Raw genomic sequence first — 16,183 nt, 5'->3', positions numbered from 1 at the left:
TCACGTTAATAACATATTTTTAGGTTAATTTGAACATCCTGCAGAACAGCAAATTTGAATTTGTTAATTAAATTGTTCACAAGAATAAACTTATTAGCTCATACAAAGCTTAAGGATGTCTAATTTTAGGTAGGCGAAATTAAAAAAAATAGTATGCAATTAAGCAACGAAGAAGAAGACTACAACTTATCCCTGTCCAAATTTGAGTCGATGTTGAAAACCAACAAAGTACTCTTTTTTGATTCTGAAGAATTTGAAGAAATTATTCTTCATTATCTAGATATGGGTAAATCCGCTTTAGCGAAAAAAGCACTCAAATTAGCACTAGATCAGCACCCTAAATCAACAGGACTAAAATTAGTCCAAGTGGAGATGTTAGTTTATGATGACAAATTGGAGCTTGCCGAAAAATTATTAAATGAATTATACGCAATAGAACCAACTAACGAAGAAATATACATTCAAAAAGCAAATATTTATTCTAAAAGAGATCAACACGAAAAAGCAGTGGAACTTTTAAAAATAGCTTTAAAATATACTGATGATTACGCTGATGTCTATAATTTAATAGGAATGGAATACCTGTTTATGGATAATTTTGAGTTAGCGAAAAACAATTTCATCAAATGTTTAGAAGAAGATTTGGAAGACCAATCTGCTTTGTACAACATTGTTTATTGTTTCGAATTTTTAGATCAAAATCAAGATGCTATCGTTTACTTGAATCAATATATAGACAAAAATCCATATAGTGAAATTGCTTGGCATCAAGTGGGACGCTTGCATTATAGCGAAAAAGAATATAAAAATGCCATTAAAGCATTTGATTATGCTACTTTAATTGATGACGAATTTCTAGGTGCTTTTATGGAAAAAGCAAAAGCATTTGAACGCTTAAAAAAACACAAAGAAGCAATTGAAAGCTACGAAAGAACAATAGAATTAGATGACGCTACTTCGTATGCATTACTTCGCATTGGAAAATGTCATGAAAAGCTAGGCAACAAGGTTCAAGCCTTGAAATATTTCAATCAAACGGTTCACGAAGATCCACTTTTAGACAAAGGTTGGATTGCAATCACTGATTTTTATGTTCGTCAAAAAAATTATCAGAAAGCTCTTTTTTATGTCAATAAAGCATTAGCAATTGACAATCATAATAAGATGTATTGGAAAAGATTTGCTTCTATCAATAAATACATGAATTTCTTTGAAGAGGCGGAATTTGGCTATCGAAAAGCCGTTGAATTTGGTGATCATTCATTAGAAACATGGTTGTTTTGGGTTGATATTTTGCAGTATTTGGGCGAATTTGAAAGTGCGATTCAAACGTTGTTGCAAGCATCTGAATATTTTCCTGAAGAAAACGAAATTGAATATCGTTTAGCTGGACTTTATTTCATGTTAACTGATGGAACTAAGGCAAAATTTCATCTTAGCAATGCAATGAGACTGAATGTTGAAAACATTAAATTGTTAGAAGAATTATTTCCTGTAGTTTGGACAAAGAAAATGGTTCAAAATTACATTGCAAAATATAAAAATTCATAATGATTGATACAGTTCGAAAACGTTTTGGTTTATTAGGCAGAAATATTAGCTATTCGTTTTCGAAAGGTTATTTTACAGATAAATTTATTAATGAAAATTTTGAAGGCTGCACATATGAAAATTTCGATATTGCCGAAATAGACTCTTTTCCAGAAATCATAAAAAATAATCTAGATCTTAAAGGATTAAATGTCACTATTCCATATAAAGAAATTGTACTACCATTTTTAGATAAATTATCGAAAAAAGCAGTATCGATTGGCGCTGTAAATACAATTAAAATTACCAAAAAAGGAAAATTAAAAGGCTATAATACCGACTATTATGGTTTTAAAAAATCATTAGAACCACTATTAAAAGACCATCACAAAAAAGCGCTAATTTTAGGAACTGGAGGCGCTTCAAAAGGAGTAGCCTTTGCATTAGAGGAACTAAAAATTCCTTATACATTTGTTTCAAGAGAAATTAAGGGTAATGCAATAGATTACCCAGGAATCAATTCTACAACATTTGATAATTACCAAATTATAATCAATTCAACTCCAGTGGGAACAAGTCCTAATGTGGATTTATTTCCGTTAATTCCTTATGAATATTTCACAGAAAAACATATTGCTTTTGATTTAATTTATAATCCTGCAGAAACTCAATTTCTAAAAAAGGCCAAAGAAAATGGCGCGCAAATTAAAAATGGTTTGGACATGCTTATTTATCAGGCGGAGAAGGCTTGGAAAATTTGGAATAAATAGAAAGTTAAAATCAAAAAACAAAATTTTTTTTTACTAACTACAGCCTTAAAAAGTTGTGGTTTTTTTTATTAAAAAACCGAAAAAAAATATATTTTGCACATTCTGACACCGTTGCATTCCTGTTAATTAAATTATATTGAATGCATTAAAAGTGATTAGTAAGATATTTATTTTGTATTTACAAACTGCTTTAGTATCTTTCGCAATAGATAGAATTACAAACCTTACACATTGAAAAAATGTTAGAAGAAAAGAACGATAACCTGACTCATCACGAAAATGAAGCAGATGGAAATGTAGAAAATGGCAATCACTTTACTGAAGAAGTTACTTCGCCAGCGGATCAATTGTCAACGGTGGTTGAAAATGATACAGTTACTGAAGAAAATATAATTCTTCCTTCTGAGGAGGCAAATACAGCCTTAGTAGATGTAAATGAAGGAGATAATCAAACAGCAGTTGATTCCATTTCTAATTCGAATGCAGAAGAAAGTGAAGATGAAACACGTAAAGATCGTCACGAAATTCCAATGCAGGACTATGATACATTATCACTTGAGGAATTAGTTGATGAATTAAAAAATTTAGTTGTGGCAGAAAAAGTATTGGCTGCCAAAGATCATATTGAAGAGATAAAAAAATCATTTTTAGCAAAATACAACCATCTTTTAGAAGAGAAAAAAGAAGAATTTCTAGCCGAAAATCAAGATCCTAGCGAAGATTTTCAGTATCATTCTCCTCTAAAAACTAATTTTGATAAATATTATTCCACTTACAGAGAGGCCAAAAATGTGCATTTCAAAAGTTTACAGACAAATCTAAAAACTAATTTAGAAAACCGATTAGCTATAGTTGAGGAATTAAAAGAGTTAATTAATCCGCAGGAAAATATAAAAGACACGTTAAAACATTTTAATGATTTAAGAGAACGTTGGAAAAATGCTGGTTCCATTCCAAAAGATAAATACAATCACGTTTGGAACAATTATCATTTTCATGTAGAAAATTTCTATGATTATTTACACTTAGATAGAGAAGCTCGAGATCTAGATTTTAAACACAATTTAGAGCTAAAACAAAAAATTGTAGCACGTGTTGAAGAATTAGTAAACGAAGCTGATGTTAATAAAGCATTCAGAGAATTACAAGATTTACATAAAATTTGGAAAGAAGACATTGGTCCTGTTTCTCGAGAACATCGGGATGATATTTGGAATAAGTTTAGTGATTTGACTAAACAAATGCATGACAAAAGAGAAGTTTTATTTGAAAATCAAAGAGGAACAGAATTAGAAAATTTAGTAAATAAGAAAGAAATTATTGCTAAAATTGAGGTGATCGCTACTGAAAAGGTCAATGCACATTCACAATGGCTGGCTCAAATAGAAAAAGTAGAAGCTTTGCGAACTGCGTTTTTCTCTGCTGGAAAAGTGCCGTCAGATGTTAATGAAGAAACCTGGTCCGCTTTTAAAACTGCTGTTAGAAATTTCAATTCTTTCAAGAATTCATTTTACAAAGACATTAAAAAAGATCAAAACGATAATTTAAGCAAAAAAACGGCTCTTGTAGTTAAAGCTAAGGAACTTCAAGAAAGTATAGATTTTGCGGCCACAACTCCTATAATGAAGCAAATTCAAGAGGAATGGAAACAAATAGGACATGTACCAAGAAAATATTCAGATAAAATTTGGAAAGAATTTAAGGATGCGTGTAATCATTATTTTGAAAAATTAAAAGAACAAAAAAATGAAGAAAACGGAGAAGAAGTAGCCGCATTTGACAATAAAAAAGCATATTTAGAAACGTTGAGAGAATTCCAATTAGTTGGAGAGCACAAAACCGATTTAGACGCAATAAAATTACATATTGAAACCTGGAAAAGTTATGGAAAAGTACCTTTCCCAAGACGACACATAGAAGGTAAATTCAATAAAATTCTAGATGCACTTTTTGAGAAATTAAGTTTGAGTAAAAAGGATACTGATTTGATGCGTTTTGCCAATAGAATGGATCATTTATCAGAAAGTCATGATACTCGAAAACTTGATAATGAAAAGATTTTCATCATGCGAAAAATTGATGAAGTGCAAAATGAAATTTTCCAATTAGAAAATAACATTCAGTTTTTTACCAATACTAGAAATGCTAAAAAAGAAAATTCAATAGTTTTGGAGGTTCGAAAAAACATTGCAATTCATAAAGAAAGCCTTGACGTTTGGAAAGAAAAATTAAAGCAATTACGAAATTTGAATATGGAATAGTATTAATTAAAAATACGAAACCTCGAATCGTAATAATTCGAGGTTTTTTTATGCAAATATATCAAGTGTTTTACATTTTTATATGATCCGGAATATTACGAAATTTTAAGTAGCATTAAAAATGTGAATTTTGTGTGGCAATTTTATTTCTTAATTTTGATAGGAGGATCTAAAAATAAAAATTTGGTTTGTTAATATTTTAAATTGCCAATTTAGCAATATTATTACCGTTTTACAGAAATTCAAAAATTATCGAATTGCAATAAAACTATAAATTGATTAAATAATATTTTTTGTCGTACTTTTACTTCTCGATTTAAGCAAAATTTTTTGCTATAAAAATTTAAAATAGCTTATTAAAGAATAGTTTAATAAAATATTCAAATCATGGAAACTTTAGACATTATTAAAGAAATACGAAGGTTGCCTCTCTCTAAGAAGTTTTACATTGTTGAAGAAACCATCAAGGCAATTAAAGAAGAAGAATTGCGTCAGCAAATGGAAGGTGCGGTAAATGAATTATATCTGGACTATACTAAAAATTCAGAATTAACTGCATTCACAGTTTTAGATTTAGAACATTTTTATGAAACAAAGTGAAATTTGGTTGGTTAATCTTGACCCCACCAAAGGAGCCGAAATACAAAAAACGCGTCCTGCGATTATTGTTAATAATAATTTGTTAGGCAAACTTCCTTTAAAAGTTGTAGTTCCTCTAACCGACTGGAAAGATCGCTATAAAATTGCTCCTTGGATGGTTCAAATTAAACCTAATATTCAAAATGGATTAAAAAAAGAATCGGCGGTTGATTGTTTTCAGGTGCGTTCAATCTCTGAAGAACACCTTATAAAGAGAGTTGGCACGATTGATATTGCTGCGCTATATGAAATTAAAGAAGCTTTGAAAAAAGTGTTCGAAATGTAAAATCGCAAAATTATAGGCAAATTGCTTTAACGGTAAAATTCAATAGTTTTGGAGGTTCGAAAAAATATTGCAATTCTCAAAGAAAGCCTTGCCGTTTGGAAAGAAAAATTAAAGCAATTACGAAATTTGAACATGGTATAAATAATAAAATTGTTATTATTAAAATCTTGAGACTCGAAAGAGTCTTTTTTTATGTCAATTTCACACATGATAAATATCATTTTAAATAGTGACCGTAAATACTATTTTTGAAGCTCAATAAAAGCTTTTATCATGAAAAATTCCTTAATTCAGAAATACAATGTTGCAGGTCCAAGATACACCAGTTATCCTACGGTTCCATATTGGGATGAAACTGATTTTTCGTATAAAATTTGGACGGAAACTCTAAAAAAATCCTTCGTTGAAAGTAATAACGTAGAAGGAATTAGTTTGTATATTCATTTGCCTTTTTGCGAAAGCTTATGCACTTTTTGTGGCTGCAATAAGCGCATTACAAAAAATCACAGTCTAGAAAATCCATACATAGGAGCCGTTTTGAAAGAATGGTCGATCTATTGTAAAATAATCGGCGAGAAACCCGTTATTAAAGAAATTCATTTAGGAGGCGGAACTCCAACTTTTTTCTCGCCTAAAAACTTAGAAGATTTAATAAACGGTATTTTTAAAAGTGCTACAAAAGCGGCGAATTATGAATTTAGCTTTGAAGGACATCCTAACAATACTTCTTACGAGCATTTACAAAAATTATATGATTTAGGATTTAGAAGAGTGAGCTTTGGTGTGCAAGATTATTCGGCTAAAGTTCAAAAAGCCATACATAGAGAACAGCCATTTCATAATGTTGCAAAAGTTACTTTTTGGGCGAGAGAAATTGGCTATACATCTATTGGTCACGATATCATTTTTGGCTTACCTTTTCAAGAGGTCAACGATGTGATTGATACAATTGAAAAAACAAAATCACTACAGCCAGATCGTTTGGCATTTTATAGTTATGCACATGTACCTTGGATCAAAGGCAACGGGCAACGCGGATTTAAAGATGAAGACATCCCAAAAGATGATCAAAAAAGATTGTTGTATGAAACGGGTAAACAACTACTTTTTGAAAATGGCTACTATGAAATAGGAATGGATCATTTTGCGTTAGCAACCGATAGCCTTTATAAAGCTTTTCAAGATGGAGAATTACACCGTAACTTTATGGGATACAGTTCCTCTAAAACGCAATTAATGATTGGATTAGGTGTATCTTCCATTAGTGATAGTTGGTATAGCTTTGCGCAAAATGTCAAAAATTTAGAGGATTACTATCAAATATTGGAATGGGATAAACTACCCGTTTATCGTGGGCATTTATTAACTGATGAAGATCTTATTATTCGAAAACACATTTTGAACTTGATGTGTCAATTTGAAACTTCATGGAGTGATGCTACAACTTACTTTAACGAAATTCCTGAGATCATACTTCAGTTAAAAGAAATGGAAAATGATGGACTTTTAATTTTTGGAGAAAAAAGCTTAACGGTCACCGATGCTGGAAAACCTCATGTACGTAATATTTGTATGGCGTTTGACTTACGCTTGGTTAGGAAAGCACCAGAAACCACGCTGTTTTCAATGACAATTTAATTTTTCTTCCAATGATAAAAAATGCGCTATTTGGCGTATTTTTTTTTGAACAGTAAAAAGTCTAATGGCAGTTAGGATTTTCTTGAACAAACAAACTCATATTTGAAGGGGATATATATGGGATACCAAGACCTAAACCTCTCAAAATAAATAAGCAACCAATAAAGACAGCTACATACGGAATTATTTTCTGGATTTTATTTCTAATTGGTACTGTCAAATAAGAATTAATATACACCACACTACTCATCATAGGAACTGTTCCTAAACCAAAGAGTATCATATAAAGTACGCCTAGACTTTCACTTTGCATTGCAATTGCCCCAAAAAGAGCGACATACACCATTCCGCAAGGTAAAAACCCATTTAATAATCCAATGGTAAAAAGAGACTTGTAACTTTTATTTCTAAATTGACTTCCTAACGCGGTTTTGATTTTGGAAATTAATTTAAAAGCTGGTTTAGAAAAATTGTATTTGGCAAAGATCTTTTCAGGAGTTAGCACAATAATAATCATTGCTGCACCAATAAAAATGGATAAATTTTGTTGAATTCCTGCTAAAAAGAAACCTTTTCCAAGAAGTCCAAAAACAAATCCTATACTGCCGTAAGCTGTTAATCTTCCTAAATGATACGTTATAATTTGAGTCACTTTTTTAGCCTGATTGTGTCGATCTACAGGCAACATCAAAGCGATAGGCCCGCACATTCCTATGCAGTGAAAACTACTTATTAAACCGAAGATAAAGGCTGAGTATAGCATTTTGTTTACTTTTTAACAAAAATAAAAATCCTAAATCCAGCTATTGGTTTTAGAATTTTTAGAATTTAAGTTAGTTGATATAAATTGTTTTTTTAGACAAATATAATTTTCCTTCATATTGCCATTCCATATTAATGTCCCATCGACCGCCTACCAAACTTTTTTTAGGTATGAGTAAAGTAGTATCATCAGATAATGAAATAGGAATTTCAAAATCTAATTTTTTGTTAGACGGTCTATAAAGGGACACTTTTCCTTGGATGTTTTTTGGTACAAATGCATCTGGAAAAACAATCGTAACTCCATCTGCAGCTAATATGAAAACCGGTTTCACAGCAAGATCTTCTGCATTTTGAACACGTTCCATTTCATCTCCAAACTTAGCGTCATGCTTATAATATTCTTCAACAACTAGATCATTATCGTACTTAGAATCCGATTGCACTTTAATTACAAAGAATAGAATAAAGCTAATAAATAAGCTAAAAGCAATTACGATTGCTGTTCCCCAGTTAATTTTCATGATTTCTTTTTATAATTTCTTTTAAGTAAAATTTTTGATTTAACTCCGTGGCTTGACCTTTTTAATCAAAACTTCGCGGACCCAAGAAACTTGTTGTACTAGTTTCAATTTTTTTATCACCATTATATACTTCAATTTTCAGTTTGGTCTTGTCGCTATCCAATAAATTTTGGTTGATTTCTATAAACAAAGTTCCACCGCTCATTCCTTGTTTAGGAACCTGTAAGTTTTTCTTTCCTACAACATTCAGCGTTCCTTTTATTCCCACTAGTTTAAAACTGATATCGTTGAAATCATTACTTGTTTTATTTATGATCTTAAAAGTATAAATGTTGCTAATGTTATCTCCTTTATGTTGGAACAATTGCCCAGGGAGTCGTAAAATTGTAGCTTCAACATCAGTGCGTAAAAAGAGTAAACCCAGTAAAATACCAACTAAAATAAACAACACAGCGGAATATCCTTTCATTCTAGCAGTGAATTTGAACTTGATATTTTTTTCAATTTCATCCTCCGATGCGTACCGAATAAGTCCGCGCGACAAACCCACGTTATCCATAATGGCGTCACATTCATCTATACAAGCGGTACAATTGACACATTCCATTTGCGTTCCATTACGAATATCGATTCCTGTAGGACAAACATTCACACATTGTTTACAATCAATGCAATCGCCCTTTCCTGTTAGCGCTCTATCTTCTTGTTTGTTGAATTTTGCTCTTCCAGTTTCTTTTTCGCCACGTACAAAATCGTACGCTACATTTATAGATTTATCGTCTAATAAAACGCCTTGCAATCTTCCGTAAGGACAAGCTATAATGCACACTTGCTCTCTAAACCACGCAAAAATAAAGTAGAAAATTCCTGTAAATATAAGCAGTGAGATTAATGTACTAATATGATCTCGTGGACCATCTTCAATCATTAAAAGCAATTTATCGCTACTAATAAGATAGGCTAGAAAAACATTGGCAATAAAAAAGGAAATGATTAAAAAGATAACCCATTTAATGCCTTTTTTTCGGATTTTCTCTGCATCCCATTTTTGTTTATCCAATCGTATTTGCGCTCCACGATCCCCTTCAATCCAATATTCTATTCTGCGGAAAACCATTTCCAGAAATATTGTTTGGGGACAAATCCAGCCACAAAATATACGTCCAAAAATAACTGTAAAAAGAATAACGAAAACGACGCCAACAATCATAAAAAGAACAAAAATGTAGAAATCTTGCGGCCAAAATGGAAATCCAAAAATATTGAATCGTCTTTCCAATATGTTAAACATCATAAACTGATTGCCATTGATCTTTATAAAAGGATTAGCAACAAGAACAATTAGCAAAAAATAGCTGACCCACTTCCTGTAATCGTAGAACTTTCCAGAAGGTTTTTTGGGAAAAATAAATTTTCTGTTTCCTTCTTCATCTATAGTTCCAATAGTATCTCTAAAAGCTTCGTCTGGTAAATTTGACATTTCTTTTTTATTTAAAACACAATTTTAAAATAATTCTTAAAATCCAAAAGTTAAATAAGAATGCGTGTTTATATTTAATATATAACTGAAACTAAAATTGATTTATTCAACATAAACTTCACCTTCGGGCGCTTTAGCATCAGGCGGATTAGTTCCATTCAATGAAATAACGTAGCTGGCCACTTTTTGCATTTCTTTTGGTTTTAATGTTCCCTTCCAAGAAATCATTCCCTTGCCATCACGGCCTCCATTTACTAAAGTGTGAAATATATTTTTTATTCCTCCTCCAAGTATCCATTGATTATCCGTTAGGTTTGGACCAATTTGCCCACCTCCATCAGTTCTGTGGCAAGCAGCACAATTGGTATTGAAAATTTCTTTTCCTGTTGCTAGATCGCCTGCTTCAGTCAATAAAGTCACTGTTTTTTCATCCATCATATCGGGAGCAGTTTTCATGTATTCTGCAACCTCAATTTTGGCTTGAGCAATTTCTTTCTTTAGTTCCATTTCTTGGTTATCGGCACCTAAAATTTCAAATCGAACCATATACACCACCCCAAAAACTATCGATGCATAAAATAAATACACCCACCATGGTGGTAAATTGTTATCTAATTCTTTAATCCCGTCGTAATCATGGTCAAGTAGCAATTGATCTTCGCTTACTTCTGCTGATGATTCTGGTTTTATTAACAATCCTACTAATTTTTTATACCATTTATTTTCAGTTAGACTCCAATTTTTAGATTCGTTTAACTTGGCTTTCTCCTCAGCAGTTAATAAATAATAAGTCACATTGTTCACCGCTGTAATTGTTATTTCTATAGCGATGATGATAAATAGAAATACAAGTAAAAATACGGTGACCATAGGAAACTTGATGAAAGCAGGGCGCTCGCCTGAGTCTATAAAAAATTCTGTTGCTGCAAACACGGCAAAGAAAATAAAAGGCACACTAAGGTATGATGGAATTAATTTTTTCATTCTGTAAATTTTAAAAAATTATACTTTTTTATTGTCGCTCAATGGCATTTGGCTTAGCTCGTCGATTTTTTCTTTTTTATAAGAGAAAACCCAAATGCCGAGTCCCACGAAAAAGAAAAAGAAAATCAATAGCGATAAGATGGGAAATATGGCCACACCATCGATCGTCTCTAAATTGTGTTTTACTTGTTCAAACATGATTTCTACTTTTTAAGAACTATTTTTTCACTTTGATATCTGTTCCAAGACGTTGCATATAAGCAATTAGGGCTACAATTTCTCTTTCATTCATTGGAACAAATTTTTCTCCCCGTGCTGCTGCTTTTTGCTTACTTTCTTCATAGCTTTTTACAAAATCAGGATCGTTTTTTAAACTTTCTTCAATTGCAATGGCTTGTTTTCTCAAATCATCTAAGCCACTTGCAACTTCAGCATCTGTGTAAGGCACACCAAGTGTTACCATCGCTTTCATTTTTTTCTGAGTCAAAGAAATATCCATCGGTTCATTATCAAATAACCATTTATATCCGGGCATAATTGAGCCAGCTGATATACTTTGTGGATTCCAAAAGTGATTGAAATGCCAGTTGTCATTGTATTTTCTACCTACTCTCAATAAATCGGGTCCTGTACGTTTAGATCCCCATAAAAATGGATGATCGTATACAAACTCACCAGCTTTTGACTGAGGGCCATAACGCTCTACTTCACTACGGAATGGACGAACAGACTGCGAGTGACACCCAACGCATCCTTCACGAATGTATAAATCACGACCTTCTAGTTCAAGCGGAGAATATGGTTTTACACTTGTAATTGTTGGAATATTAGATTTTACCATAATAGTAGGTACAATCTGGATCACACCACCAATTAAAATTGCCACAGTAGCTAAAATTGTCAACTGAATTGGTTTTCTTTCCAACCAAGGATGAAGTTTTTCACCTTTCACTCTTTTAGCACTTATCCTAACTAATGCTGGAGCTTCGGCTAATTCATCTTCAATTGTAGAACCTGATCTTATTGTTTGAATAATGTTATACACTAAAACAAGCATTCCTGTTAAATATAAAGTACCACCAATAGCTCTCATCCAATACATAGGCATGATTTGAGTTACCGTTTCAAGGAAGTTACCGTAAGTTAAAGTTCCGTCTGGATTGAATTGTTTCCACATTGAAGCTTGTAAAAAACCAGCAACATACATTGGAATTGTATATAAAATAATACCTAGAGTACCAATCCAAAAATGGAAATTCGCTAATTTAATAGAGTACAAATTACTTTTAGTCATTCGAGGAACCAACCAATAAATCATACCAAATGCTAAGAAACCATTCCACGCTAATGCACCTACATGAACGTGAGCAATAATCCAATCCGTGTAATGCGCAATTGCGTTTACGTTTTTAAGAGATAACATAGGTCCTTCAAAAGTGGCCATTCCATAACCAGTAATTGCGACTACGAAAAATTTTAAAACAGGATCGACGCGTACTTTATCCCAAACACCTCTCAACGTTAAAAGTCCGTTGATCATACCACCCCAAGATGGCGCAAGTAGCATAATAGAAAATGCAACACCTAAGTTTTGCGCCCAGTTTGGCAAAGCAGAATATAGTAAATGGTGTGGTCCAGCCCATATATAAATAAAAATTAATGACCAGAAGTGAACAATAGATAATCTATAAGAATAGACAGGACGATTTGCGGCTTTTGGCACAAAATAATACATCAATCCTAAAAAGGGTGTGGTTAAGAAAAATGCAACTGCATTATGACCATACCACCATTGAACAAGGGCATCTTGAACACCAGCATAAACAGAATAACTCTTGAAAGCTGAAACTGGTAACTCTAAGTTATTAAAAATATGTAAAACTGCTACTGTAACAAATGTTGCTATATAAAACCAGATTGCGACATACAAGTGACGTTCTCGACGCTTTATCATGGTTCCAATCATATTGATTCCCATAACAACCCAAATGATCGTAATTGCAATATCTATAGGCCATTCTAATTCGGCGTATTCTTTAGAACTACTAAAACCTAACGGCAGAGTAATAGCGGCGGCTACAATAATAAATTGCCAACCCCAAAAGTGAATATTACTTAATAAATCACTGTACATTCTGGCCTTTAGTAAACGTTGCATAGAATAGTACATTCCTGCAAAAAAAGCATTACCAACAAAGGCAAAAATAACAGCATTCGTGTGTAGCGGTCTCAATCTACCGTAACTTAACCATGATATTCCGTCGGTCATGTTAGGAAAAAGAAACATAAAAGCAAGTGTGAGACCAACAATCATTCCCACTACTCCAAAAAGGATTGTAGCGTAAATGAATTTCTTTACAATTTTGTTGTCATAATAAAACTGCTGCATTTCCATAATTAAATTTGTTTATTATTTAAATTTTAAGGGCAATTATCTTGGAATTATTCTTCTAGATTATGATCCTCATTTTTTTCAACCGTAGTTTCTTTTTTAGTTGATTTTAAAAGCTCGTCATCAAAGAGCATTCGTACTGATGGTGTGTAATCATCATCATATTGACCTGTTTTTACTGCGGTAATAAAAGCAATAAAAAAGCCGATTGCGATAATTATACTAATAGTAATTAATAAATAAATGACACTCATATCCTAGATTATTGTAACAAAATTACTGTGGAATATTCGCCTAAAACATGACATTTATCATGCTTTTAAACAATTGTTAAATAATTGTGAAACCTTAACGCTCTAGAAGTCACAATTCTATTTTTTACTTGCATAATAGCTACTCATTGCAGTAACAAAACTGACAATTGTTATTGTACTTAACGGCATGATTATGGCGGCTACTAAAGGCAACAAATTCCCCGTAACAGCGAAGTATAATCCTATAAGGTTATATAATAGCGAAAGCGTAAAACTCATTTTAATAGTTGTTATTGAATTCTTTGACAGTTGTAAAAAGTAGTTTAATTTTTGGAATTCAGTAGCATCTAAAATAGCATCACAAGCAGGTGAAAAAACATTTACATTTTCAGAGATGGATACTCCTATATTGCTTTGCGCCAATGCTCCAGCATCATTTAATCCATCACCTACCATCATTACATTTTTACCTTCTTGCTGTAATTTTTTAATGAACTCTAGTTTTTGCTCTGGTTTTTGGTTGAATATTAATTCTGTGCCTATCGGCAAAAGTTGCTCTAGAGTTTTCCTTTCGCCATCATTATCACCTGATAAAACTTTGATTTCATATTGTTTATCCAAAACAACAAATAATTGCTCTAAACCAGCCCGATATTGATTCTTAAAAATATATTTTCCATAATATATTCCATCAATTTTTATGTGAACAGATGTTTTCCCCTCCTCAATCTTCTCTAAAATAGAGAGAGAAGAAGCAGACAAATTAGAGTCTTTGACTAATTCACTTGAGCCAATTAAAACCTCGATTCCATTAATACAAGCTTTAATTCCTTTTCCAGTTATTTCTTCAAAAACATCAATATTCAATTTTTCCACTTCAGGTAAAAAATCATATAGCATCCTACTTAATGGGTGATTTGAACCGCGAAGTGCATTTTTTACTAATGCTAAATTCCCATTTGTTAAGTTTGTCATTAACTTCCCTTCTTTGGCAGTGATGGAGGAGGATTCAAAAGAAATATTAGATTTTTTATTAGTGGTAATTGTCCCTGTTTTATCAAAAACTATAGTATCTACTTTAGATAGTTGTTCAATAACCAAAGCATTTTTAAGATAAAATTTTTGTTTACCTAAAATTCGCAATACATTTCCAAAAGTAAAGGGAGCAGTTAGCGCAAGTGCGCAAGGACAAGCTACAATGAGAACTGCAGTAAGTACATTGAAAGCTGTGTTTGCGTCAATTGTAATCCAGTAGCCAAAACTTGCAAAAGCAATTAGTAAAAGTATAGGGGTGAAATAATGGGAAATTCTATCGGTAATCGTTTTATGTTTTTGCTCAACATTTTTTTGGAACACATCATTACTCCACAATTGCGTTAAGTAACTTTGAGACACCGAGTGCAGCACTTCCATTTCAATAACTTTTCCTATCTGCTTACCTCCTGCAAAAACTTTATCACCTGACTTTTTCTCAATAGCAACTGCCTCTCCAGTAACAAAACTATAATCGATTTCTGCTCTTTCTGAAATTAAAATTCCATCCACAGGAATTAATTCTTGATTTCTTATCAATAATCGGTCGCCTTTTATGACTTCATAAATAGGCACGCTGACTTCTGATAAATCAGAATTAATTTTCGTGATAGCAATTGGAAAATAAGATTTAAAATCTCTTTCGAAACTTAAAAAACTATAGGTTTTAATTTGGAACATTTTCCCTAAAAGCATAAAGAAAATAAGTCCTGTTAAGCTGTCGAAAAAACCAGAACCATAGTCCATGATAATGTCAAAAGCACTTCTCACAAACATGACAACAATTCCTAAAGCGATAGGAATATCAATGTTAAGCATTTTGGACCTGATGCTTTTATAAGCCGAAACGTAATATCCACTAGCGGAGTAGAAAAAACTTGGCATTGCCAAAGCAAAAATTAGCCATCTAAAAAAACCACGGTATTGATCTAACCAATATTCTTTTACTTCGAAATATTCTGGAAAGGAAAGCAACATAACATTTCCAAAACAAAAGAAAGCAACTCCTAATTTATAAGTTAAAGTGCGATCAACTTTATTACTACCAGTTTCATAATTTTCTAAACTAATGTAGGGTTCATAACCAATGGAACTGAGTAAGTAAACAATAGTTTTGATAGAAGTTACCTCTGGATTATAGGTAATTCTAACTCTCTTTTCCGGAAAATTAACCTGTGAAGTACTTATACCTTTTTGAAGACGCTGTAAATTTTCCAAAATCCAAATACACGAGCTACAATGTATATGTGGTATGCTAAGCGAAATAATAGCGGTTGAATTCTCTTGGAATTCCAACAGTTTGTTAACAATATTTTCATTGTCTAAAAAATCATATTTTCCTTTAATATCTTGGGGGGTTGCTCCAGGGGATTTTTCAAAATCATAATAACACGTCATATCGTTTAGATTAAAAATTTCGTACACCGTTTTACAACCGTTGCAGCAAAAACTCTTATCGTCAAAAATTATTTCGTTTTCTTTTACAATATCTAAACCACAATGGAAACAGTTTTGTGTGTCCATAACTTTACTCATTTTACCTGATGCAAAGTACTTAAACGATTGTTAACTAAAATATGATAATTATCATATATAAGCAGTACTTTTGTGGCACGTAAAGAAAGAAGATG

At 32.1% G+C, this 16,183-nt stretch carries 14 protein-coding genes; 6 read left to right on the top strand and 8 right to left on the bottom strand.

Features of this window, described 5'->3' with window-relative positions; all coding sequences use genetic code 11:
- Nucleotides 1–153: 153 nt before the first annotated feature.
- The 6 genes from BUB42_RS14170 (at nt 154) to hemN (ending at nt 7,124) form a co-directional block, all read left to right on the top strand.
- A complete protein-coding gene (locus tag BUB42_RS14170) occupies nt 154–1,551 on the top strand; it encodes a tetratricopeptide repeat protein (RefSeq protein WP_073021525.1) in 1,398 nt (465 codons plus the stop codon).
- Nucleotides 1,551–2,300, top strand: coding sequence for a shikimate dehydrogenase family protein (locus BUB42_RS14165; protein ID WP_073021524.1), 750 nt, complete (start codon nt 1,551–1,553; stop codon nt 2,298–2,300). Before BUB42_RS14170 ends, BUB42_RS14165 begins: the two co-directional genes overlap by 1 nt.
- A gap of 239 nt (nt 2,301–2,539) precedes the next feature.
- Nucleotides 2,540–4,561 carry a DUF349 domain-containing protein gene (locus tag BUB42_RS14160; protein WP_073021522.1) on the top strand — a complete coding sequence of 674 codons (2,022 nt, stop codon included), beginning with the start codon at nt 2,540–2,542 and terminating at the stop codon, nt 4,559–4,561.
- A 387-nt stretch (nt 4,562–4,948) separates the two neighbouring features.
- Nucleotides 4,949–5,161 carry a hypothetical protein gene (locus tag BUB42_RS14155; protein ID WP_073021520.1) on the top strand — a complete coding sequence of 71 codons (213 nt, stop codon included), beginning with the start codon at nt 4,949–4,951 and terminating at the stop codon, nt 5,159–5,161.
- Nucleotides 5,148–5,486 (top strand): type II toxin-antitoxin system PemK/MazF family toxin, encoded by a 339-nt coding sequence (locus BUB42_RS14150; protein WP_073021518.1) that lies wholly within the window; start codon nt 5,148–5,150, stop codon nt 5,484–5,486. The genes BUB42_RS14155 and BUB42_RS14150 overlap by 14 nt, the downstream gene beginning before the upstream one ends.
- 273 nt (nt 5,487–5,759) lie before the next feature.
- The gene (hemN, locus tag BUB42_RS14145; protein WP_073021517.1) at nt 5,760–7,124 is read left to right on the top strand and encodes an oxygen-independent coproporphyrinogen III oxidase; all 1,365 of its coding nucleotides are present in this window, start codon (nt 5,760–5,762) and stop codon (nt 7,122–7,124) included.
- Nucleotides 7,125–7,185: 61 nt separating this feature from the next.
- Here the strand turns inward: hemN and BUB42_RS14140 are convergent, their stop codons facing one another.
- From BUB42_RS14140 to BUB42_RS14105, 8 genes are all read right to left on the bottom strand, one after another.
- Entirely contained in the window at nt 7,186–7,887 is a 702-nt protein-coding gene (locus tag BUB42_RS14140; protein ID WP_073021515.1) for a sulfite exporter TauE/SafE family protein, read from the bottom strand.
- 70 nt (nt 7,888–7,957) lie between these two features.
- Nucleotides 7,958–8,410 carry a FixH family protein gene (locus tag BUB42_RS14135; RefSeq protein ID WP_073021514.1) on the bottom strand — a complete coding sequence of 151 codons (453 nt, stop codon included), beginning with the start codon at nt 8,408–8,410 and terminating at the stop codon, nt 7,958–7,960.
- A gap of 61 nt (nt 8,411–8,471) precedes the next feature.
- The gene (gene ccoG / locus BUB42_RS14130; RefSeq protein WP_073021512.1) at nt 8,472–9,890 is read right to left on the bottom strand and encodes a cytochrome c oxidase accessory protein CcoG; all 1,419 of its coding nucleotides are present in this window, start codon (nt 9,888–9,890) and stop codon (nt 8,472–8,474) included.
- A gap of 102 nt (nt 9,891–9,992) precedes the next feature.
- Complete coding sequence (locus BUB42_RS14125) at nt 9,993–10,874, bottom strand: cbb3-type cytochrome c oxidase N-terminal domain-containing protein (RefSeq protein ID WP_073021511.1); 882 nt, start codon at nt 10,872–10,874, stop codon at nt 9,993–9,995.
- Between the two features lie 18 nt (nt 10,875–10,892).
- Nucleotides 10,893–11,072: a CcoQ/FixQ family Cbb3-type cytochrome c oxidase assembly chaperone gene (locus BUB42_RS14120; protein ID WP_073021509.1), complete on the bottom strand. Its 180-nt coding sequence runs from the start codon at nt 11,070–11,072 to the stop codon at nt 10,893–10,895.
- Between the two features lie 19 nt (nt 11,073–11,091).
- The gene (gene ccoN, locus BUB42_RS14115) at nt 11,092–13,269 is read right to left on the bottom strand and encodes a cytochrome-c oxidase, cbb3-type subunit I (protein ID WP_073021508.1); all 2,178 of its coding nucleotides are present in this window, start codon (nt 13,267–13,269) and stop codon (nt 11,092–11,094) included.
- 47 nt (nt 13,270–13,316) lie between these two features.
- A complete protein-coding gene (ccoS, locus tag BUB42_RS14110) occupies nt 13,317–13,520 on the bottom strand; it encodes a cbb3-type cytochrome oxidase assembly protein CcoS (protein WP_073021506.1) in 204 nt (67 codons plus the stop codon).
- A 117-nt stretch (nt 13,521–13,637) separates the two neighbouring features.
- Entirely contained in the window at nt 13,638–16,076 is a 2,439-nt protein-coding gene (locus BUB42_RS14105; protein WP_073021568.1) for a heavy metal translocating P-type ATPase, read from the bottom strand.
- Nucleotides 16,077–16,183 lie beyond the last annotated feature (107 nt).

Origin of the sequence: Flavobacterium micromati (assembly GCF_900129585.1) — a bacterium.
Taxonomy (GTDB): domain Bacteria; phylum Bacteroidota; class Bacteroidia; order Flavobacteriales; family Flavobacteriaceae; genus Flavobacterium; species Flavobacterium micromati.
The sequence above is the reverse complement of the archived record's forward strand: the minus strand, read 5'-3'. Positions and strand labels throughout refer to the sequence as shown.

Excerpts from the sequence above, each read along its gene's own strand:
- BUB42_RS14155 (WP_073021520.1), top strand. The coding sequence starts at position 4,949 with ATGGAAACTTTAGACATTATTAAAGAAATACGAAGGTTGCCTCTCTCT.
- ccoG (WP_073021512.1), bottom strand. The coding sequence starts at position 9,890 with ATGTCAAATTTACCAGACGAAGCTTTTAGAGATACTATTGGAACTATA.
- BUB42_RS14140 (WP_073021515.1), bottom strand. The coding sequence starts at position 7,887 with ATGCTATACTCAGCCTTTATCTTCGGTTTAATAAGTAGTTTTCACTGC.
- BUB42_RS14135 (WP_073021514.1), bottom strand. The coding sequence starts at position 8,410 with ATGAAAATTAACTGGGGAACAGCAATCGTAATTGCTTTTAGCTTATTT.
- BUB42_RS14125 (WP_073021511.1), bottom strand. The coding sequence starts at position 10,874 with ATGAAAAAATTAATTCCATCATACCTTAGTGTGCCTTTTATTTTCTTT.
- BUB42_RS14150 (WP_073021518.1), top strand. The coding sequence starts at position 5,148 with ATGAAACAAAGTGAAATTTGGTTGGTTAATCTTGACCCCACCAAAGGA.
- hemN (WP_073021517.1), top strand. The coding sequence starts at position 5,760 with ATGAAAAATTCCTTAATTCAGAAATACAATGTTGCAGGTCCAAGATAC.
- ccoS (WP_073021506.1), bottom strand. The coding sequence starts at position 13,520 with ATGAGTGTCATTTATTTATTAATTACTATTAGTATAATTATCGCAATC.
- BUB42_RS14165 (WP_073021524.1), top strand. The coding sequence starts at position 1,551 with ATGATTGATACAGTTCGAAAACGTTTTGGTTTATTAGGCAGAAATATT.
- BUB42_RS14120 (WP_073021509.1), bottom strand. The coding sequence starts at position 11,072 with ATGTTTGAACAAGTAAAACACAATTTAGAGACGATCGATGGTGTGGCC.
- BUB42_RS14160 (WP_073021522.1), top strand. The coding sequence starts at position 2,540 with ATGTTAGAAGAAAAGAACGATAACCTGACTCATCACGAAAATGAAGCA.
- BUB42_RS14105 (WP_073021568.1), bottom strand. The coding sequence starts at position 16,076 with ATGGACACACAAAACTGTTTCCATTGTGGTTTAGATATTGTAAAAGAA.
- ccoN (WP_073021508.1), bottom strand. The coding sequence starts at position 13,269 with ATGGAAATGCAGCAGTTTTATTATGACAACAAAATTGTAAAGAAATTC.
- BUB42_RS14170 (WP_073021525.1), top strand. The coding sequence starts at position 154 with ATGCAATTAAGCAACGAAGAAGAAGACTACAACTTATCCCTGTCCAAA.